Origin of the sequence: Rhizobium sp. UBA1881 (assembly GCF_002338015.1) — a bacterium.
Classification (GTDB): domain Bacteria; phylum Pseudomonadota; class Alphaproteobacteria; order Rhizobiales; family Rhizobiaceae; genus Rhizobium.
Window position 1 is genome coordinate 54938 of sequence record NZ_DDHH01000092.1, and the last position, 20601, is coordinate 75538.

The 20601-nt window shown below is 61.8% G+C and carries 19 protein-coding genes; 5 read left to right on the forward strand and 14 right to left on the reverse strand.

What is annotated here, in order from left to right; all coding sequences use genetic code 11:
* Positions 1–130: 130 nt before the first annotated feature.
* The 8 genes from pheT to infC form a co-directional block, all read right to left on the reverse strand.
* The gene (pheT, locus tag B3605_RS11400; RefSeq protein WP_112944858.1) at positions 131–2593 is read right to left on the reverse strand and encodes a phenylalanine--tRNA ligase subunit beta; all 2463 of its coding nucleotides are present in this window, start codon (positions 2591–2593) and stop codon (positions 131–133) included.
* 44 nt (positions 2594–2637) lie between these two features.
* Positions 2638–3246 carry a BrnA antitoxin family protein gene (locus B3605_RS25750; RefSeq protein WP_349677254.1) on the reverse strand — a complete coding sequence of 203 codons (609 nt, stop codon included), beginning with the start codon at positions 3244–3246 and terminating at the stop codon, positions 2638–2640.
* Positions 3197–3466 (reverse strand): BrnT family toxin, encoded by a 270-nt coding sequence (locus B3605_RS25815; RefSeq protein WP_112944811.1) that lies wholly within the window; start codon positions 3464–3466, stop codon positions 3197–3199. Before B3605_RS25815 ends, B3605_RS25750 begins: the two co-directional genes overlap by 50 nt.
* A gap of 47 nt (positions 3467–3513) precedes the next feature.
* Positions 3514–4596, reverse strand: a complete 1083-nt coding sequence (gene pheS / locus B3605_RS11415; RefSeq protein ID WP_296433909.1) for a phenylalanine--tRNA ligase subunit alpha — start codon at positions 4594–4596, stop codon at positions 3514–3516.
* Between the two features lie 40 nt (positions 4597–4636).
* On the reverse strand, positions 4637–5491 hold the full coding sequence (locus B3605_RS11420) for a serine/threonine protein phosphatase (protein ID WP_112944809.1): 855 nt from the start codon (positions 5489–5491) through the stop codon (positions 4637–4639).
* A gap of 96 nt (positions 5492–5587) precedes the next feature.
* The gene (gene rplT / locus B3605_RS11425; RefSeq protein WP_018899276.1) at positions 5588–5992 is read right to left on the reverse strand and encodes a 50S ribosomal protein L20; all 405 of its coding nucleotides are present in this window, start codon (positions 5990–5992) and stop codon (positions 5588–5590) included.
* A 38-nt stretch (positions 5993–6030) separates the two neighbouring features.
* Positions 6031–6234, reverse strand: a complete 204-nt coding sequence (gene rpmI, locus B3605_RS11430) for a 50S ribosomal protein L35 (RefSeq protein ID WP_007813308.1) — start codon at positions 6232–6234, stop codon at positions 6031–6033.
* Between the two features lie 356 nt (positions 6235–6590).
* On the reverse strand, positions 6591–7127 hold the full coding sequence (infC, locus tag B3605_RS11435) for a translation initiation factor IF-3 (RefSeq protein ID WP_037111403.1): 537 nt from the start codon (positions 7125–7127) through the stop codon (positions 6591–6593).
* A 175-nt stretch (positions 7128–7302) separates the two neighbouring features.
* On the opposite strand from infC, the gene B3605_RS11440 reads away from it, so the two are divergent.
* Both B3605_RS11440 and B3605_RS11445 read left to right on the forward strand, forming a co-directional pair.
* Positions 7303–8103: an alpha/beta hydrolase gene (locus B3605_RS11440; protein WP_112944808.1), complete on the forward strand. Its 801-nt coding sequence runs from the start codon at positions 7303–7305 to the stop codon at positions 8101–8103.
* 239 nt (positions 8104–8342) lie between these two features.
* The gene (locus B3605_RS11445; protein ID WP_112944857.1) at positions 8343–8942 is read left to right on the forward strand and encodes a transglutaminase-like cysteine peptidase; all 600 of its coding nucleotides are present in this window, start codon (positions 8343–8345) and stop codon (positions 8940–8942) included.
* A gap of 296 nt (positions 8943–9238) precedes the next feature.
* Here the strand turns inward: B3605_RS11445 and mbfA are convergent, their stop codons facing one another.
* Positions 9239–10222: an iron exporter MbfA gene (mbfA, locus tag B3605_RS11450; RefSeq protein WP_112941037.1), complete on the reverse strand. Its 984-nt coding sequence runs from the start codon at positions 10220–10222 to the stop codon at positions 9239–9241.
* A gap of 331 nt (positions 10223–10553) precedes the next feature.
* Here mbfA and B3605_RS11455 point away from each other — a divergent pair, with 331 nt between their 5' ends.
* Positions 10554–10904: a helix-turn-helix domain-containing protein gene (locus B3605_RS11455; protein ID WP_026283144.1), complete on the forward strand. Its 351-nt coding sequence runs from the start codon at positions 10554–10556 to the stop codon at positions 10902–10904.
* Positions 10905–10934: 30 nt separating this feature from the next.
* On the opposite strand, the gene B3605_RS11460 is transcribed toward B3605_RS11455, so the two are convergent.
* The 5 genes from B3605_RS11460 to B3605_RS11480 form a co-directional block, all read right to left on the reverse strand.
* Positions 10935–11138: a hypothetical protein gene (locus tag B3605_RS11460; RefSeq protein ID WP_112941038.1), complete on the reverse strand. Its 204-nt coding sequence runs from the start codon at positions 11136–11138 to the stop codon at positions 10935–10937.
* Between the two features lie 163 nt (positions 11139–11301).
* Positions 11302–13197 (reverse strand): TPR end-of-group domain-containing protein, encoded by a 1896-nt coding sequence (locus B3605_RS11465; protein WP_409457198.1) that lies wholly within the window; start codon positions 13195–13197, stop codon positions 11302–11304.
* A 208-nt stretch (positions 13198–13405) separates the two neighbouring features.
* Positions 13406–14533 (reverse strand): molecular chaperone DnaJ, encoded by a 1128-nt coding sequence (gene dnaJ, locus B3605_RS11470; RefSeq protein WP_018899266.1) that lies wholly within the window; start codon positions 14531–14533, stop codon positions 13406–13408.
* A gap of 85 nt (positions 14534–14618) precedes the next feature.
* A complete protein-coding gene (dnaK, locus tag B3605_RS11475) occupies positions 14619–16535 on the reverse strand; it encodes a molecular chaperone DnaK (RefSeq protein ID WP_018899265.1) in 1917 nt (638 codons plus the stop codon).
* Positions 16536–16771: 236 nt separating this feature from the next.
* Positions 16772–19300, reverse strand: coding sequence for a transglycosylase domain-containing protein (locus B3605_RS11480; protein ID WP_112941040.1), 2529 nt, complete (start codon positions 19298–19300; stop codon positions 16772–16774).
* Between the two features lie 316 nt (positions 19301–19616).
* Here B3605_RS11480 and B3605_RS11485 point away from each other — a divergent pair, with 316 nt between their 5' ends.
* The gene (locus tag B3605_RS11485) at positions 19617–19940 is read left to right on the forward strand and encodes a GCG_CRPN prefix-to-repeats domain-containing protein (protein WP_112941041.1); all 324 of its coding nucleotides are present in this window, start codon (positions 19617–19619) and stop codon (positions 19938–19940) included.
* Between the two features lie 62 nt (positions 19941–20002).
* A complete protein-coding gene (locus B3605_RS25820) occupies positions 20003–20308 on the forward strand; it encodes a hypothetical protein (protein ID WP_409457199.1) in 306 nt (101 codons plus the stop codon).
* Positions 20309–20601 lie beyond the last annotated feature (293 nt).

The window sequence follows — 20601 nt, forward strand, 5'->3', positions numbered from 1 at the left end:
GACGCGCGTCGGCTGGATCCCCGCCACGAGGGCGAGGATGAGGGAGAGTGGGTGCGGCCAGCGCTAAACCAATACGGGCGGCGCCATAGGGCCGTTGCCCGCCCGCACCAGAGGCCGCAGCCCTTATTCATTAGCCGCGCAAGACGCCGCCGGTGACCTTGGTGACGCTGGCGACGATCTTCTGTGTCAGGGCCTCGAAATCTTCGTCGGTCAGCGTGCGCTCGACCGGCTGGATCTGCACCTCGATGGCAACCGACTTCTTGCCCTCGCCGACAGAGGCGCCCTCGAAGATATCGAAGACGTTCACGCCGGCGACCAGCTTGCGGTCGGCGCCGGTCGCGGCCTTGATGATGGCGCCGGCCTCGACCGCCTTGTCGACGACGAAGGCGAAGTCGCGCTTGACGGCCTGGAACTGCGAGAGCTCCAGCGCCGGCTTGGTGCGGGTCGCCTTCTTCTTCGGCTCGGGCATGGCGTCGAGATAGACCTCGAAGCCCGCGAGCGCGCCGGAGACGTCGAGCGCTTCCAGCGTCGAGGGGTGGAACTCGCCGAAATAGCCGAGCACGACCTTCGGGCCCATCTTGATGGTGCCGGAACGGCCGGGGTGATACCATTCGGGACCGCCCTGCTCGACCTGGATGTTGGTCATCGGCAGGCCGCAGGCCTCGATCACGGCAAGCGCATCGGCCTTGGCGTCGAAGACGTCGACCGGCTTGCCGCCGCCCTTGGACGCGTTCGACCACATGCGGCCGGAGCCCGCCATCGAGGCAGTGCCGCGACGGATGCCGCCGGCAACGCGGCGCTGGCCTTCCGGCTTGTCGTTCTCATAGGTGCCGGACACCTCGAAGATCGCAACGTCGCCATAGCCCTTGTCGGCATTGCGCTGGGCAGCCGTGAGCAGGCCCGGCAGCAGCGAGGGGCGCATGTCGGACATTTCGGCTGCGATCGGGTTGGCGAGCTTCAGAGCCGGCGAACCACCGCCGAAGAGCTTGGCCTGATCTTCCGAAATGAAGGACCATGTGACGGCCTCCAGCATGCCGCGGGAAGCAAGCGCGCGCTTGGCGGTGCGGGTGCGGATCTGCAGCGTCGTCAGGATGCGGCCGTTGACTTCGGTGTGGCTTTCCAGCGGCGCCGGCTTGATGTTGTCGACGCCATGGATGCGCATGACCTCTTCAACGAGATCGGCCTTGCCATCGACATCCGGACGCCAGGAGGGAACGGCGACGGAAACGCGCTCTCCGGAACCGGTGACCTTGAAGCCGAGGCGCGTCAGGATCTCGACGCTCTCCTCGGTGGAGACCTCAAGGCCCGTCAGGCGCTTCACTTCCGAGAAGGGGAAGTCGACGATCTTGGGCTCATAGCCCTTGTAGCCGACGATCTCGGCCTTGGCGGCGGTGCCGCCGCAGAATTCCAGCACCAGTTCGGTGGTGCGATCGAGGCCGGGGACCATGTATTCGGGATCGACGCCGCGCTCGAAGCGATAGCGCGCATCGGTGATGATGCCGAGGCCACGGCCGGATTTGGCGATGTTCATCGGGTCCCACAGCGCCGATTCGATCAAGACGTCGGTGGTGTTTTCATCGCAGCCGGAATGTTCGCCGCCCATGATGCCGCCGATCGACTCGATGCCGTTTTCGTCGGCGATGACGACGTTGTTCGGGCCGAGCTTGTATTCCCGCTGGTCGAGCGCCAGCACCGTCTCGCCGTCTTTCGCGCGGCGAACGGTGAGGTTGCCCTTCACCTTGGCGGCGTCGAAGACGTGCATCGGGCGACCCTGGTCGAAGGTCATGTAGTTGGTGATGTCGACGAGCGCGTTGATCGGACGCAGGCCGATCGCCGTCAGGCGCTGCTGCACCCACTTCGGGCTCGGGCCGTTCTTGACGCCGCGCACAAGGCGCAGGCCGAAGCCCGGGCAGAGCTTGTCGTCGTCGAGATCGAGCGTCAGCTTGACCGGCGTGTCGCCTTCAGTTGTAAAGCCATACTTACCGGGCCTACGTGATTTGCCGACCTCGTTCGAAGCTTTCAGCGTCCCAAGGCCGGAGGCGGCCAGATCGCGGGCGATGCCGTAGATCGACGTACAATCCGGACGGTTCGGCGTCAGGTTGATCTCGATCATGGGATCGTCGAGATGGGCGTAGGCGGCAAACGAGGTTCCGACCGGCGCGTCCTCGGGCAGGTCGATGATGCCGTCGTGGCTGTCGGACATGTTGAGCTCCTTTTCGGAGCACATCATGCCGTGGCTTTCGACGCCGCGGATCTTGCCGACGCCGAGCGTGACATCGATACCCGGCACATAATCGCCCGGCCGCGCCAGCGCACCGACCAGGCCGGCGCGCGCATTCGGCGCACCGCAGACGATCTGCAGCGGCTTGCCGCCGTTGATATCAGGGCCGGCATCGACCGACAGCACTTTCAGGCGATCGGCTTCCGGATGCTTCTCAGCCGAAAGCACGCGGGCGATGACGAAGGGCTTGTAAGCCGCCTTGTCGTCGACATCCTCGACCTCGAGGCCGATCTCGGTCAGCCGCTTGCAGATTTCATCCAGTGTGGCGTCGGTCTCAAGATGATCCTTGAGCCAGGAAAGCGTGAATTTCATTGTGTTGTTCTCGTCTCGAAAATCATCGAAAAAGTTCAGATTGTTCAGGCTGCGCGACCAGGCGCCCAGGCGCCGGGGGCTTTCCAACCGAGAAGCAGTCCCTTGACGGAGACGCCTTCGTCCAGACCCGGCCACCAGACGCCGGAAAATTGCAGTTCGACATTGGCGCGCGCTTCGGCGGATGCCTCGGCCAGGAAGGGATACCACCAGAGCGGCGTCCTGATCTGCCTGCCATCCACCAGCACGACATAGAGGAACTCGTCGTCGCAACGAGCGGCCACCGGGCGTTGCTCCTCGTCAGCCGGCCCCAGCGCATGCAGCGCGTCATTGATACGGCCTTGCCAGCCGGGCCCCATGCTGCGGAAGTAATCGACCACGTCCTTGTCGAGCCGCAAACCGATGCGTTCCTTCACCGGCGCCTTTTGCGGACCGCGTTTGCCGCGCGCCTTCTCCAAGACCGCGCCGAGTGCCGGCGTTTCCTGCAGCGACAGGATCGTGGCATCGCCATCATCACCGAAAGCAGGCACATCTTCGCCGTGGGCGATCTCATAGTCGTCGAGTGAGATCAGACCCTTTCTGACATCGTCGAGCGTCGGAAGCGAACTACCGTTCGCCGCCCCGTCGCTCTTCGTAAATCTTCTGTTCGCGGTCATTCATCTTCCTCAGCGATATAACTCGAACCCGGCCCTCTCTCGGCGTCCAGCAAAAACAGCAGAGTGTGCCATCAAGCCGTCCATAGGAGTTGAAACGATCCTCTCCATAGTCTGCTCTGAGGTCCGGTACCGTGACGATGCTGTCGGGATCGAAGCGTTCGACGTCGGCGAAATCCAGTCCTCGGTGCTGGAGGGTTAGCTGACGTTTATCTTCGTCCACTCCAGCTCCATTCCTAGCACACTCAGTTATTTGTGGCCACAATAAACTCAGCTGCTCAACCCGCCGAACAGCGTCGGCATGTCGAGTGGGCGGAAGCCGTAGTGGGTCATCCAGCGGACGTCGGCGTTGAAGAAGTCGCGCAGGTCGGGCATGCCGTATTTCAGCATGGCGATGCGGTCGAGGCCCATGCCCCAGGCAAAGCCCTGGTACTCGTCGGGATCGAGACCGCCCGCGCGCAGCACGTTCGGGTGCACCATACCGCAGCCCAGAATCTCCATCCAGTCGGTGCCTTCGCCGAACTTGACGATCGGGCCGGAGCGGTCGCACTGGATGTCGACCTCGAAGGACGGTTCGGTGAAGGGGAAGAAAGACGGGCGGAAGCGCATGGTGACGCTGTCGACCTCGAAGAAGGTCTTGCAGAATTCTTCCAGCACCCAGCGGATGTTGGCGACATTGGCCTTCTTGTCGACGACGAGGCCCTCGACCTGGTGGAACATCGGGGAGTGTGTGGCGTCACTGTCCTGGCGATAGGTCTTGCCGGGAATGATGATGCGGATCGGCGGCTTCTGCGCTTCCATGGTGCGCACCTGCACCGGCGAGGTGTGCGTGCGCAGCACCTTACGCTCGCCGTTCTCATCCGGATTGAAGAAGAAGGTGTCGTGCATCTCGCGGGCCGGATGGCCCTCGGGGAAGTTCAGCGCCGTGAAGTTATAATAGTCGGTCTCCACATCGGGACCTTCGGCGATCGAGAAGCCCATGTCGGCGAAGATCGCGGTGATCTCGTCGACGATCTGGCTGATCGGGTGGATGCGGCCGCGTTCGGCGGGCGAGGAGCGGACCTGGAGCGAGACGTCGACCGTCTCGGCCTTCAGGCGCGCGTCGATCGCCGCCTTCTTGAGATCGGCCTTGCGGGCGTTGATCGCCTCGGTCACGACCGTCTTCAGCGCGTTGATCTGCGCGCCGCGGGTCTGGCGCTCTTCAGGGGTCATCGAGCCCAGCGTCTTCAGGAGTTCGGAGACCGACCCCTTCTTGCCAAGGGCCGCGACGCGCACGGCTTCGATCGCCGGTTCATCGGCGGCGGCCGCGACATCGGACAGGAGTTGCTTTTCCAGGGTTGCGAGTTCGGTCATCTTTTCCTGCCTTCAGGGCGTCCAGTCTTTGAGGGACACTTCACGAAACATGCTTCAGATAGCTGGTCGCCACGATGAAACGTCGCAGATCACTACCCATGTGTACGCGGCCAATCAACCGGGCAGCCGACAAAAAGCCGCCGAGGAAGCCGGTAAGCTTGCGCAGTTCGGCAACAGCCGCCGGTGGCGCCACCTCGGCCCAGGCCTTGTAGGCCCGGTCGTGGGTTTCGCCGCCAAGCTTGGCGCGGGTCGCGACCTGCAAAAAGAGCAGCCAGATATCGCGCGCCTGGGCGACCTCAAGCGGCATCACCCGGTCGGGCTCTTCCTCGAAATCCATGAAGCCGACGCGGCCGTCCTTCAGGAACATGTCGCGCGGATAGGGCCGGCCGTGGCACAGGCCCTTTGCATGCAGCCGGCCGAGTTCGCCGGCGCAATGGACGAGCATGTTGTCGTGGGCCACGGGGTCGTTGTTCAGCACGTGATAGAGCTGGCGATCGACGGTCTCGCCGGCATCGCTGAAGACGACGGCAGCACCCGAGGAATAGATGACGCGGGCCGTCGGCACATCGTGGGCTGAAAACTGGGCGATGCGGCGGATTTCGCGCGCCGCCATGCCCTCGTCTGCCAGAAGCGGCGACGGACGTAAAAAGGGCGCGCGGATGAGATTGGCGAGCATGCGCTGCAGCACCATCCAGCGCGAGGCCCGCTCGGTGCCATAGCGCTTGATCCAGACGGCGCCACCAGAGAGCGCGACACGCTCGACGCGCTTGGAGCCGCGCAGCAATGCCGCGAGCAGAACCGGAACGTCCTCCTCGCCCAACCCGCTTTCGGCAAGCAGGTCGCGATCCGTCGTCGGGTGTCTCAGATCGTTGGCCAAATCTTGATCGTTCGCCACTTCAGGCGTCCCTATCCCGGTAAAACGAAGAAACCCGCGCAAGCCTTGCCAGCGCGGGTTTCAAATCATCGAAGCGAAGGTTCGAATAGCGCCGGCTTAGTTGACGGCTGCTTCAAACTCGTTCTTCGTGCCAGCGTCCTTCAGGTACTCGAGTGCCTTCTTGGAGGCAGCAACGAGCGCACCGAATGCTTCCGGCTCATGGATCGCCATGTCGGAGAGAACCTTACGGTCAACTTCGATGCCAGCCTTGTTCAGGCCGTCGATGAAGCGGCCGTAGGTCAGGCCGAATTCGCGGACAGCAGCGTTGATACGCTGGATCCAGAGTGCGCGGAAGTTACGCTTGTTGATCTTGCGGTCGCGGTAAGCGTACTGCTTCGAACGATCGACAGCAGCCTTGGCGGCGCGGATGGTGTTCTTGCGGCGGCCGTAGAAGCCCTTGGCCTGCTTCAGAACCTTCTTGTGCTTGGCGTGGGCGGTAACGCCTCTCTTTACACGTGCCATTTCATGATCTCCTTAATCTATACGTTCGCGGAATAGTCTTAGAGACCGTTCGGCAGGTAATTCTTCACGACCTTGCGGCCATCCGGTTCTGCCAGAACCATGGTGCCACGTGCATCGCGAATGAACTTGTTGGAACGCTTGATCATGCCATGGCGCTTGCCAGCGGCTGCAGCCTTGACCTTGCCGGTCGCGGTGATCTTGAACCGCTTCTTGGCGGAGGACTTCGTCTTCATCTTGGGCATTTTGCTACTCCGTTTCTGATCCCCCCACTTGGCCTAAAGAGACGGCTTCAAAAGAAGCCTTCTCGCGATGCCCGGTTGCCCGGTCGTCGCAACAAGTGCGGGAGCGTTTGTTGTTGATCTGCGGTCACGGTGACGAACCGTGCCGCAAGCATTCGAAACTGCCACGGCATGCCCTGCCGGTCAGTTCGGACGCGCGCTTATAACCGCAGTGTCATGAAAGTGCAACGGGGCGAGGAAGGAATCTTCCAGTGCCGCTTCGGCCCCTGTCCGTCGGGCGTCGATTGCCCTTTATATCAGGGCAAAAATACAAAAGCCGCCCTCGCGGACGGCTTTGATACGAACGGTGGCGACGCGCCTTATTTGGGCGCGAGCACCATCATCATCTGGCGACCTTCGAGCTTGGGCTCGGCTTCGACCTTGGCGAACTCGAGCGTGTCGGCCTTGACCTGCTGCAGGAGCTTCATGCCGAGTTCCTGGTGGGCCATTTCGCGGCCACGGAACTTCAGGGTCACCTTGACCTTGTCGCCTTCTTCGAAGAAGCGGCCCATCGCCTTCATCTTCACGTCATAGTCATGCGTGTCGATGTTCGGACGCATCTTGATTTCTTTGACTTCGACGATTTTCTGCTTCTTGCGCGCCTCGGCGGCCTTCTTCTGGTTGGCGTATTTCAGCTTGCCCAGATCGAGGATCTTGCACACAGGCGGTTCGGCGTTGGGGGAAATCTCAACGAGGTCGAGTCCAGCTTCTTCAGCCATTCTCAGGGCCTGGTCGGTCGCCACGACGCCCAAATTCTGTCCTTCAGCGTCGATCAGCTGAACTTTGGGAATGCGAATTTCCCTGTTCGAGCGCGGCCCATCCTTTACGGGCGCGTCGTTCTTAAACGGTCTGCGAATGGTCGTATTCTCCTCGCGTTGTTTCGGATTGCTGCAGCGGATCGCCTCTATATAAGGAAGACGACCGTGTTTCGCCATCGCTGCAACGAAGTCATTAGCACGCTTTAGCGGAAAAATCACCTGCTGTCAGCCTGTCAAGAATCTGTTTTATAGGCCGAAACAAAGGAGTTTCGCCATGTCCGACGCCAATATCGCCCCTCAGCACCAATTTCTGACCGTCGGCGAGGGAGCGTCGGCGCGAGAGATCGCCTATATCGCCCGCCCGCCTGCCGGCGACAAAGCGGGCCCGACGCTGGTCTGGCTATCCGGATACCGCTCGGACATGAGCGGCAGCAAGGCCGTCGAGCTCGATCGCATGGCTGAAGAGACCGGGCTTGCCTGTATCCGCCTCGATTATTCCGGTCACGGGATCTCGGGCGGCGAATTCCGCGACGGCACGATTTCGCGCTGGCTCGAAGAGGCGATGGCCGTCGTCCTTCATCTCAAACTCGAGCGCATCATTGTCGTGGGCTCCTCGATGGGCGGCTGGATCGCGCTCCGGCTGGCGCAGGAGCTGGCAGCCAGAACCGGTGCGCCGAAATTGCAGGGTATGGTTCTGATCGCGCCGGCGCCGGATTTCACCGAGGTGCTGATAGAGCCGAACCTCACCGAGAAAGAGAAGACATCGCTCGCCGAGCGCGGCTTCTTCGAGGAGCATTCGGAATATAGTCCCGAGCCCAATATCTATACCCGTGCGCTGATCGAGGATGGCCGCGACAACAGGGTCCTGACCGGGATGATCGAGACCAGATGCCCGGTTCACATCCTGCAGGGCATGAAGGATCCCGACGTCCCCTATACGCATGCGATGACGCTGATCGAGCACCTCCCCGCCGACGATGTGGTGCTGACATTTATTCGTGATGGCGACCACCGCCTGTCGCGTCCACAGGACATCGAGCGCATGCTTTCGGCGGTAAGATCGTTCGTCAGCTAAAGCACTGAGGGCGCGGCCGCGTTACTCCCGCCGGAAAATCTGAATTTATTTCAATGCGTTGGCGACATTTCGCTGCGCGCGACGAGCGTGCGCGGCGCCACGCCTTGTGCCAAATCCTAACGCATTTTAACCATATTGACCGCTTCTCCCCCCCTCCTCAGAAGTAGTGATTGACTCCAAGCAGCCCTCTCCGTTAACTTTTTGTTAATAAATCAAGGGCGATGCAAGGGACAGTGGGCGTGCGGATCAAGGGTTTCCTGGTGGCCATGATGGCCATGTTTGCAATGTCGACCTCGGCTACGCCGGCATCGACCAACACTCTTTCCATGGTCGTCGGCGCCACGACTTCGCAGCCGATCGGCCACTACGAGTTTTGCCAGTCGCACCGCGAAGAATGCGGTCCGAACCGCAACGTCGCCGTCATGGAAATGACCGATGCCAAGTGGGCGCTCGTCCGTTCGGTCAACGCAAGCGTCAACAACACGATCATCCCGATGACCGACATGGAAGTCTACGGCAAGGAAGAAGTCTGGGCCTATCCGACGACCGCCGGCGACTGTGAGGACTATGCGCTTTTGAAGCGCCGCATCCTGATCCAGCGCGGCTTCTCCGCCGCCAATCTGCTGATGACCGTCGTGCGCAAGCCTGACGGCGAGGGTCACGCGATCCTGACGCTGCGCACCACCAAGGGCGATTTCGTCCTCGACAACCTGGCCTCCACCGTGAAGCCGTGGTTCGACACCCCCTATTCCTTCATCAAGCGCCAGTCGAGCGCCAATGCCGGCCGCTGGGTCACGATCGAGAACGGCCGCGACGTTCTGGTCGGCGCACTGAAGTAGGCGGCTGGGCGCGAGCGCTGCTCGCCTCTTGCGCGGGGCTACCTCTTTTCCGGTATTTCATCGATCCTCTCCCTCATCCCTGTGCTTGTCACAGGGATCCAGCGCATTCACGTCCGTGAATGCGGAAGACTCTTTGGCCTGTTAAAAAGTGCATTATTCACGGCGCAGACGCGCCGTGGCTGGATTCCTGTGACAAGCACAGGAATGAGGGCGGAGAGGGCAGAGCGCTCCCCAAACGTTAGCGGTTGCAGACAGGCGGCAAAGAAAGGTCGCACTGCCTGCCGCCATCACACCCCTCAACCACTCCCGATCAATATCCCCGCCCCCAGCACCAACCCGCCGCCGACGACGACCTGGAGAGCTGCGCGTAGGAAGGGGGTTTCCATGAAGCGGTTCTGGATGAAGGCGATGGCCCAGAGTTCGAAGATGGCGATGATGACCGCTAGCGTGGTGGCCGTCCAGAAATCGGAGATCAGGTAGGGCAGCGTGTGGCCGAGGCCGCCGAGCGCCGTCATGACGCCGCAGGAGAGGCCGCGCTTGATGGGGGAGCCGCGGCCGGAGATCTTGCCGTCGTCGTGGGCCGCTTCAGTGAAGCCCATGGAGATGCCGGCGCCGACGGAGGCCGAGAGACCGACGAGGAAAGTCTGCCAGGTATCCTGCGTGGCAAAGGCCGCGGCGAAGATCGGCGCGAGCGTCGAGACGGAGCCATCCATCAGTCCGGCGAGGCCGGGCTGCACATAGGTCAGCACGAATTGCCGGCGGTTCTTCTGGTCCTCTTCCTTGCGGACGTCGTCCGGCGTGTGCTTGTCGCCGAGCATGCGGGTGATGTCCTCATGCCCCTGCTCTGCCAGCGCCAGATCGCCGAGCAACTGGCGCGTCGAGGCGTCGCTGACGCGGCCGGCGGCCTCGATGTAGAAGCGGTAGGCCTGGTTCTCCATGGCCTCGGCTTCTTGGCGGATCTTCTCCAGCGACAGGTTTGCGCGCAGCCAGTCCGGCTTGCGTTCGTAGAAGCCCTCCACATGCTCGCGGCGGATCAGCGTGATGCGTTCGCCGAAGCGCTCACGGTAGAGCGTGATCAGCGAATTGCGGTGGGTGTTCTCGACTTCCGCCATCTCTTCGAAAACCTTGGCCGAAGCCGGATAATCATTGCGCAGGCGGTCGGCATAGGCGAAATAGATGCGCGCGTCGTCCTCCTCGGAGCCAATGGCGAGCGCCAGGATCTCCTGCTCGGACAGGCTGTCGAAAGAACGCTTGGGTGATCTGAAAATACGTTTGAGCATGCTGGCCTCTTTTAGAATAATTCTAAAATAGGCTTCGCGGATGCGGCGGTCAAGCCCGCGGCGCGGCTGCAGGTGGCTATGCGCCCCAGCTATAGAGCGACCATGTGTAGCGGGAGCGGAAAAGCGCTTCGGCTAGTAACCGCAAGCACAGCCGTAAACTAGCTTTATGTATTTTATGCACGCCAAGGTATATTTCATCTTCTTTATTTACGAAAATAGCCTAAAAATCAGCCGAAAAGCTGGTTGAAATTTGCAACTCTCGGGTTGAGATATTTAAAAACCTCGGCATAGTGTTCAGATAAATTTAATGAAATGAACGGGAACTATCAAAGTGCCAGATCCGGTGGATATTATTGTCGGCCAGAACGTCAGGACGTTGCGCGCCAAGCGACGCATCTCCCAGCTGGAACTTGGAGAGGCGCTCGGGCTGACGTTTCAGCAGATCCAGAAGTATGAAAAGGGCACCAACCGCGTTTCGGCGAGCAAGCTGCACCAGATCGCGGTTTTTCTCGGCGTCGATATCTCGGCGCTGTTCGAGGGCGCGGATACGACGTCGCGGCCGGGCCTCAGCGCCGAGGCCTACGAGCTTGCCGTGACCTACGACAAGCTGCGCTCGACCGCCGGCAAGGAAGCCGTCATGACCATCGTGACGCTGATGTCGGGTGAGGACGTCTACGCCTGAGATTTCGGCGCGACGTGACCGCGCGAGCGGTTAGTGAAAATCGCAATCGTGCAGAGCGACAAGCAGCTGATCCTGCGTCTGATGACCGGCATGATAGAGATCGATCGCGATATTGGCGATCGACAGGCCCTGCTGGCTCAGGAGCTTGATATTGCGCTCCGCGCACCAGGTGTACAGCGCGCCCGCGAGCACGTCGACATCATCAGACTGAAAGGACAAAGCGGCTACCGTCATGGAAGTTGCTCTCGGCGTGTGAGTGTGTATTCCCCTTCGAGCATATTGAATATATTCGCGATCGCTGCAAAGCGGCTTTCATTGCTTGCGTTAACGCGAATATTGCGGCTGCCACACCCTGTCTCAGAATGAAGCGGCCGCGCGGTTGCATTCTACTTGCACGTTATTCCGACGCGACCCGGAACCCGTCCTGATGGAAGGTGCAGGCGGCGATGGCGTCGAGCATCGCCTGGAAACGCGGGTGGCCGCGCACCGCTTCGAGGTCGGAATCATTGCTGAACCAGAGGATCTGGTAGCAGGATGATTGCGGCAGCAGCGCCTCAAGGATGTCGAGCGCCTGGTCGCATTCGCCGATCAGCGCGTGGACGCAGGCGACGTTGTACTGCGCGACGATATCATCGGGATCGATCAGCTGGGCGCGCTTGACCCATTCGCGCGCCTCGTCGAAGCGGCCCATATGGGCAAGCGCCAGCGCGCCGCGATGCGCGGGGCCGGCATTTTCGGGATGCAGTTCCAGCGCACGCTCGGCGCGCTCCAGCCCGACCCTGGCCCAATGCTCGACGTCGCGCGACAACCCCAGCGAGTGGCAAGCGCTCGTCAGATGGATCGGCGAGAGATAATCGTCCGGCCGGATTTCGCTGGCGCGGGTGAAGAAGGTGATGGCGCCCTCGAACTTGCCCTGCATGAACAGGAAGCGGGCGTAGTGGAAGTTCGCCTCGTAGAGATCGGGCTCCAGCGCCAGCGCCTTTTCGAACTCCACCAGCGCCTCGCCGTCGCGGCCGTCCTGATGCAGCGCCAGGCCGCGCGAGGCGTGCGCCTCTGCGAGATTGGGGTCGAGCGCCAGCGCCTTTTCCGTCAGCTCCAGAATGCCCTTCAGCGTGTATTCGCCGGCGTGCCAGTCGCGCAGCGTCGATTCGCAATCGGCGATGCCGGCATAGGCCTGGGCGTAATTCGGGTCGAGCGCGACCGCCGTCGCAAACATGCGGCGCGCCATCAGCAGATAGTGCCGGGTCCAGGAGTGCGAGAACTGCCGGCCGCGCAGATAATAGGTGTAGGCCTCGACGTTCGTCGTCGGCGCGGCGGCGATCGCTTCCTGCTCTTCCGGCAGCAGCTTGATCTTCAGCTGGTCGACGATCGCGTGGGTGATCTCGTCCTGCACGGCGAAGATATCGGTCAGGTCGCGATCGAAACGATCGGCCCAGAGATGGGCGCCGTTGCGCGCGTCGATCAGCTGGCCGGTGATGCGCACCCGCTGGCCGGCCTTGCGCACGCTGCCCTGCAACACGAAGTGGACGCCGAGCTCTGCGGCCGCCTGCTTCACCTGCACCGACTTGCCCTTGTAGGTGAAGGCGGTGTTGCGGGCGACGACGTAGAGATTGGAGATCTTCGACAGATCAGTGATGATGTCCTCGGTGATGCCGTCGGAGAAATACTCCTGCTCGGGATCGCCGCTCATGTTGGAGAAGGGCAGCACCGCGACCAGCGGCTTCTGCTTCTCCTTGGCGGCTGCCAGTGCCGCGGCATTGACCTTGAGCGGAAGAGCGCGCTTCGCCGAGATGGCGTAGACCTGCACCGGCTGCTCGATGTTCTTCAGCGTGAACAGGCCGAGATCCTGGAAGGACAGATCGAGCCGGCTGCCGACGTGATCGCGGGCGGACGCCGAGATCGCCACGCCGCCGGGCGCGCAGATCGCCTCAAGCCGGGCCGCGACATTGACGCCGTCGCCGAAGATATCGTTGTCCTCGACGATGACGTCGCCGAGGTGGATGCCCATGCGGAACTCGATGCGCCGCTCTTCAGGAAGCGCCGTGTTGCGCGCCGCCATCGCCTGCTGCACGTCGTTGGCGCAGGAGACCGCGTTGACGATGCTGGAGAACTCCACGAGCATGCCGTCGCCGGTGTGCTTGACCACACGGCCGCGGGCGTTGGCGATCCTGGGATCGATGACCTCGCCGCGGCAGAGCTTGACCGCATCCAAGGTCCCCCGCTCATCGGCACCCATCATTCGGCTGTAGCCGACAATATCCACTGCGAGAATAGCTGCGAGACGGCGTTCCAAATCAACCTCGGGACAGGCTACCAAAGGGAATGCAAGTCTAGACCCTTTTCGAGGCCCAATACAGGAAGAATGCAACAAATCTAATAAAGAGACTAGCAATAGAATTGTCGAGTCTCTTCGACCACAAAAGATATGTTTATCCCTATGCAAAAACAGAAAAGCCCGGTTGCGAACAACCGGGCCCCTGAATTTTTACTGTAATTTTCGATCAGCCCTCGAAGAATTCCTTCATGCGGGCGAAGAAGCCGGTCGATTCCGGATTGTTTTCCTTCGACGACAGCTCCTCGAACTCCTGCAGCAGCTCGCGCTGGCGCTTGGAAAGCTTCTGCGGGGTCTCGATCTGGATCTGGATGTAGAGATCGCCGGTCTGGCTGGAGCGCAGCACCGGCATGCCCTTGCCCTTCAGGCGGAACTGCTTGCCGGCCTGGGTGCCCTCGGGAACCGTGACGCGCGACTTTGTGCCGTCGAGCGTGGCCACATCAAAGGTGCCGCCAAGGGCAGCCGTCGTCATCGAGATCGGGATGGCGCAGTAGAGATCGGCGCCATCGCGCTGGTAGAACTCGTGCGGCTTGACCGACAGGAAGATATAGAGATCGCCCGCCGGGCCGCCACGCATGCCGGCCTCGCCCTCGCCCTGCAGGCGGATGCGGGTGCCGTCCTCGATACCGGCCGGAATGTTGACCGACAGCGAACGCTCTTCCGTCACGCGGCCCTGGCCGTGGCACTTGGTGCAGGGATCGGGAATGATCTGGCCGCGGCCATGGCAGGTCGGGCAGGTGCGCTCGACGGAGAAGAAGCCCTGTGCGGCACGCACGCGGCCGGAGCCCTGGCAGGTGCCGCAGGTCTTCGGCTGGGTGCCTGGCTTGGCGCCGGAGCCGGAACAGACGTCGCAGGTGATCGAGGTCGGAACCCGGATCTGCGCGGTCTTGCCGGAGAAGGATTCCTCCAGCGAAATTTCCATGTTGTAGCGAAGATCGGCGCCGCGTTCGCGACCGCCGGACGAGCGCTGCCTTGCGCGGCCGCCGCCCATCATCTCGCCGAAAATATCCTCGAAGATATCGGAGAAGCCGCCGCCAGCGAAACCGCCGCCACCGCCGCCCATGCCGCCATGTTCGAAGGCTGCGTGACCGTAGCGATCATAGGCCGCGCGCTTCTGCGGGTCCTTCAGCGTCTCGTAGGCTTCGTTGATTTCCTTGAACTTCTGCTCGGCGGTATGATCATCGGGATTCTTGTCCGGATGGTATTTCATCGCCAGCTTGCGGAAAGCGCTCTTCAGCTCTTTTTCGTCAGCCGTCTTGGCGACACCCAGCGTTTCGTAAAAATCGGCTTTTGCCATTAAGGATCAGACCCCGGAAATGGATTTCCGGCTGCCATGGTGAGCAGCCGGAATGTCAGTTTCAAACGTGACCGTTGCGAGCCGCTTACGCGGACTTCTTGCGGTCGTCGTCCTTGACTTCTTCGTAGTCGGCATCGACGACATTGTCGTCGCCGGCTTCGGCGGAAGCGTCTTCCGCGCCACCTTCAGCCTGCTGCGCTTCGTAGATCGCCTGACCGAGCTTCATGGACACTTCCATGAGGGTCTGGGTCTTCGCCTTGATGTCCTCGGCGTCCGGCTCGGTTGCCTCGACGGAGGTCTTCAGAGCGGCAATCGCGTCGGAGATCGCGGTGCGATCGGCCTCGGTGACCTTGTCGCCGTAATCCTTCAGCGACTTCTCGCTGGAGTGGATCAGGCTTTCGGCCTGGTTCTTGGCTTCAACGCCTTCGCGACGCTTCTTGTCGGCTTCAGCATTGGCTTCGGCGTCCTTGACCATCTTTTCGATGTCGGCGTCGGAGAGACCACCAGAAGCCTGGATGCGGATCTGCTGTTCCTTGCCGGTGCCCTTGTCCTTGGCCGAAACCTGCACGATGCCGTTGGCGTCGATATCGAAGGTGACTTCGATCTGCGGAACGCCACGCGGTGCCGGCGGCAGGCCAACGAGGTCGAACTGGCCGAGCAACTTGTTGTCCTGGGCCATTTCGCGCTCGCCCTGCGAAACGCGGATGGTGACGGCGGACTGGTTGTCGTCGGCGGTCGAGAAGGTCTGCGACTTCTTCGTCGGGATCGTGGTGTTACGCTCGATCAGACGGGTGAAGACGCCACCCAGCGTTTCGATGCCCAGAGACAGCGGGGTTACGTCGAGAAGCAGAACGTCCTTGACGTCGCCCTGGAGAACGCCGGCCTGGATGGCTGCGCCGAGAGCGACGACTTCATCCGGGTTGACGCCCTTGTGCGGCTCCTTGCCGAACAGCTGCTTGACGACTTCCTGCACCTTCGGCATGCGGCTCATGCCACCGACCAGAACGACTTCGTCGATCTCGGCAGGGGTTACGCCAGCATCCTTGAGGGCTGCCTTGCACGGCGCGATGGTGCGCTGGACGAGATCGTCGACCAGGCTTTCGAGCTTGGCGCGGGTCAGCTTCAGCGTCAGGTGCTTCGGACCGGTTGCATCTGCCGTGATGAACGGCAGGTTGATTTCGGTCTGCTGCGAGGACGAGAGTTCGATCTTGGCCTTTTCAGCAGCTTCCTTGAGGCGCTGCAGAGCAAGCTTGTCGCCCTTGAGATCGATGCCGTTGTCCTTCTTGAACTCGGCAACGAGGTATTCGACGAGACGCATGTCGAAGTCTTCACCGCCGAGGAACGTATCGCCGTTGGTGGACTTCACTTCGAAGACGCCGTCGCCGATTTCGAGGATCGAGATATCGAAGGTGCCGCCACCCAAGTCGTAAACGGCGATCGTCTTGCCGTCCTTCTTGTCGAGACCGTAGGCAAGGGCTGCCGCCGTCGGCTCGTTGATGATGCGCAGAACTTCGAGGCCAGCGATACGGCCGGCATCCTTGGTTGCCTGGCGCTGTGCGTCGTTGAAGTATGCGGGAACGGTGATGACGGCCTTTTCGACCTTTTCACCGAGGTAGGATTCAGCGGTTTCCTTCATCTTCTGAAGGATCATCGCGGAGATCTGGGCAGGCGAATAGCCGGTGCCGCGGGCCTTGACCCATGCGTCGCCGTTGTCGCCCTTGGTGATCTCGAAGGGAACGAGGCCCTTGTCCTTTTCAACCGTCGGATCGTCGTAGCGGCGGCCAATGAGGCGCTTCACTGCGAACAGCGTGTCCGTGGGGTTGGTGACTGCCTGGCGCTTGGCCGGCTGGCCGACGAGGCGTTCGCCATCTTCGGAAAATGCAACGATCGAAGGCGTGGTGCGCGCACCTTCGGCGTTCTCGATGACCTTTGCGTCCTTGCCGTCCATGACAGCGACGCAGGAATTTGTCGTTCCAAGGTCGATACCAATTACTTTTGCCATGTCATTTACTCCTTGAAGCAAGCTGTCTGAACCCCGGGAAGGCATTTCGATGACAGCCCCTTACGGGATGGGTCTCTACGTTTGACGCAATCGTGATTGCGGTGATGCGGCGTATATAAGGACGGGTTTTCGCGACTGCAAGGCGGGAAATGTCCTGAAAACCAGCAAAAGAAGCCAACAGCAATTAATTTTCGCCGCGCGCCCGAAGGCACGTTTTTTGTTGCGCGGCAAAGTGTTTACTCACCCATGATCAGGTCGAGAAGCGTGGTGCGGCGCGGCTGGTACGGCTGGTGCTGCGGACCGCCCCCGACATCGCCCGGCGGCAGCGCATTTCCATAGCCATAACCCTCGTCCTGAGCGACATCGGCGGGCGGTACCGGGCCGCCATAAACCGGAGGCTGCTGCTGGCCGCCGCGACGCACCGGCGCCTGCGGATACTGGCTCCGCTGGTCGTTGCCGCCACCACCGAAGACGCCCGAAATGATGCTGCCTATGGTGCCCTGCTCCTCGACGGGCGGCTGCATGCCGCCGGTCGATCCAGTCATGTTGCCATTCATGTCGTTGGGCATTCCGCCCTGCATGTTTGGCTGCATGTTTGGATCGTTGGACGCCATCGGCTGGCCGTTATCGATGGGTGCTGCCGGATTGACGAACTGGCCATTGCCGAAGAGCGGCGCAGGCGACAGGCCCTTATGGGCGGCGACCATGAATTCCTGCCAGGCCTTAGCGGGAAGACCACCGCCGGTGACCTTCTTCATCGGCTTGCCATCGTCGTTGCCGAACCAGACCCCCGTCGTCAGATTGCTGGTGAAGCCGACGAAGAGAGCGTCGCGGGAGTTCTGCGTCGTTCCGCTCTTGCCGGCGACCTGCCAGCCCGGGATCTTCGCGGCCTTGCCCGTTCCCTGCTCGACGACGCCGATCATCATCGCGTTCATGTTGGCGGCGACCGCCTCGGAGAGAACGCGCGGCGGGTTGTCATAGGTGTTTTCGTAGAGAACCTTGCTGCCATCGGCCGTTGTCACGCGGCGGATGACATGCGGCGTCGCCTTGTAGCCGCCATTCATGAAGGCGGCGTAGGCGCCGGTGAGCTCCGTCAGCGACACTTCGGAGGTGCCGAGCGCGATCGAGGCGTTGGACTGCAGCTCGCTCTCGATGCCGAGGCGGTGGGCGAGCTTGATGACCTGATCGGGGCCGTCATACATGACCAGCTGGGCGGCGACCGTGTTCAGCGATTTCGCCAGCGCTGTCGCCAGCGTCACCTCGCCATTGTACTTCTTCTCGTAATTCTCCGGCGTCCAGTCGCCGATGCGGATCGGCGCGTCGTTGAAAACGGAGAACGGCGTCAGGCCCTTTTCGAGTGCCGCGGCATAGACGAAGGGCTTGAAGGAGGAGCCCGGCTGGCGCTTGGCCTTGACCGCGCGGTTGAACTGGCTGTCGGCATAATCGCGGCCGCCGACCAGCGCGCGGATCGCACCGGTGCCGTCGATCGAGACGAGCGCTGCCTGCGAGGCATCGAGCTTGGCGCCATCCTTGCCGAGCACGTCGTTGAGCGACTGTTCGGCGCGTTTTTCCAGCGTCTTATCGATGGTGGTGTCGACGACGATGTCTTCCTTGACGTCGCCGATCAGCGCCGGAAGCTCGTCCATGACCATGTCGGCCACATAATGGCCGGCACCATCCCAGTAGCGCTTGGCCTTGGCGGGGGTCTGCGACATCGCGGTCTTGACCTCGTCGTCGGAGATCATGCCCTGGTCGCGCATGGCCTGCAGCACCACTTGGGCGCGGTCGTTTGCGGCCTGCGGATCACGCGCCGGCGACAGGCGCGACGGCGCCTTGACGAGACCGGCAAGGAGGGCAGCCTCGCCGAGATTCACATCGCGCGCCGACTTGTTGAAATAGCGCCGCGAGGCGGCTTCCACACCATAGGCATTGGAGCCGAAGAAGACGCGGTTCAAGTACATCGCAAGGATCTGGTCCTTGGTGTATTTCTGCTCGAGCCAGAAGGAGAGCAGCACTTCCTGGACTTTACGCTCTAAAGTGCGGTCGGGCGAGAGGAAGAGGTTCTTGGCGAGCTGCTGCGTCAGCGTCGAGCCGCCCTGCACCATGTGGCCCGAGGTCAGGTTGGTGACGAAGGCGCGGGCGAGGCCCATGGGATCGACGCCGAAATGTGAATAGAAGCGCCGGTCTTCGATGGCGACGATCGCTTCCGGGATATAGGGCGACATGTCTTCCAGCGCCAAGGCTTCGCCGCCGGTGGCGCCGCGATTGGCGATCACGCTGCCATCGACCGAGGTGATCTTGACGTTGGGCGGACGGGCGGGAATTTCCCAGCTGCTGGCGCTCGGCATGCGCGAGCCGTAATAGACGACCAGGCCGGTTACGCCGATGCCGACCCATATACCGAGCACGATGCACCAGTAGACCATGCGGCGGATGAGGCCGAAGAAGCCGAGGCCCTCGCGCTCCGGCCGCCGGCGCTTGCTGCCCCGGCCATCATTACCACCGCCACCGCCATTCCGGCGGCGCGGTGGCTCGCGGTAGCGCGGCTCGTCGTCGTAATCATCTTCATAGCGGGCGGAATCGGGCTCGCGCCTTGCGGGCGGTTCGCGGCGTGGGGAGGACTTCTGCGCCGTGCGCTTGACGGGGCGTCCGCCGCCGGCGACCCGGTCATCGGCACCGAGCGCGAAATCATCGCCATCGTCGCGGCGCTCGCGACCGCTGAAGGATGGTTCGATTCTATCGCCTGATCTGCCCCTGCCTGCCATATACGCCCGCTGAACCTCGCTTCAATCGCAAACCGAGGTTTGCCCCAACCCGCAATCCACCGGCTTCAAGCCCGATGGTTGCGGCGGCCGCATCACGCTGGCCGCATCTTTACCCGGTTGAACTTTAAATGCGGCGATTTAAGGGGGAGTTAAGACCTCGTTAGCCAAAGGCAAAAGCTTTTGAACGCAGCATTTTTCGGTTTCGACCGCCCCTCCCCGGCTGCCGCAATAATGCCTTGGTTGGTTCAGCTCCCATTCACCCGAACGGCCCTCTAATCCACGTGCAAGGGACTTGCATAAGGAATGAGGTGCAGAGATGCGCAAGACAATTATCGCGATCGCGATCGCACTGACCGGCCTTGGCGCCACGGTTGCCGAAGCCATGCCGATGGGCGCCGTTCAGAGCGGCGTCACCAACAACATCGTCAAGGTCGACTACGCCTGCGGCCGTGGCTTCCACGTCACACCCTGGGGCGATTGCCGCCCGAACTGGCGCCGCCCGCCGCCACCGCGCTACGAACGCCGCTACCACCGCGACTACGGCTGGGGCCACCGCCCGCCGCCGCGCTATGGCTGGCGTTATGAACGCGGCCATCGCCCGCCGCCATGGGCACGCGATGGCTACGGCTATCGCTACTGAGCGACCAACGATCGCACCGACCACTCGAAAGGCCTGCCCGCCGCGGGCCTTTTTTCGTATGCATGCGCAAGGCGAGCCATTTTGTCTCAACATGGCTGCCATTCGTTGCCTTTGTCACAAATCTGACATATGTCGCGGCGATTGCGCCTATTATTCGCGCATTCGGCGCATCAAGCAGGCAGACAATGACCATCCATTCGGCAACAGCAGACGATTTCAGCCCCAGAGAGATCTGGAGCGTGCATGATTTCGCGCGCCGTCATCGGCTGTCGAAGATGGAAGAGAGCCGTCTGAAGATGCTGCACGGCCCCTACGCCTCGATGCGCGACCTGATGGCATCCGGCAAAAATACAGCTTCCGGCTGGTGACGCGGAACCATTTCCGCTTTCACCCATTTCTACCCAAGCGAGGCAACACGCTTCGCGGCAGATCGGCCGTCTCCCCTCAACACGAGCCGATCGAATTCAGGCCCGGCGTCTCTCAGGAGCGTCGGGCTTTTCGTTTCTTCCCGACAAACAGAAAGGGCGACCTTTCGATCGCCCTTCTCATTTTCACTGTTGATGCTTGATTACTGCTGGTTCTGTCCGCAGTTCGGGTCGCCCGGCTGGCAGACAGGCGGGCGGCGGCGGTCGTGGTCGCGACGGTCCGGGCCGCGATCGAA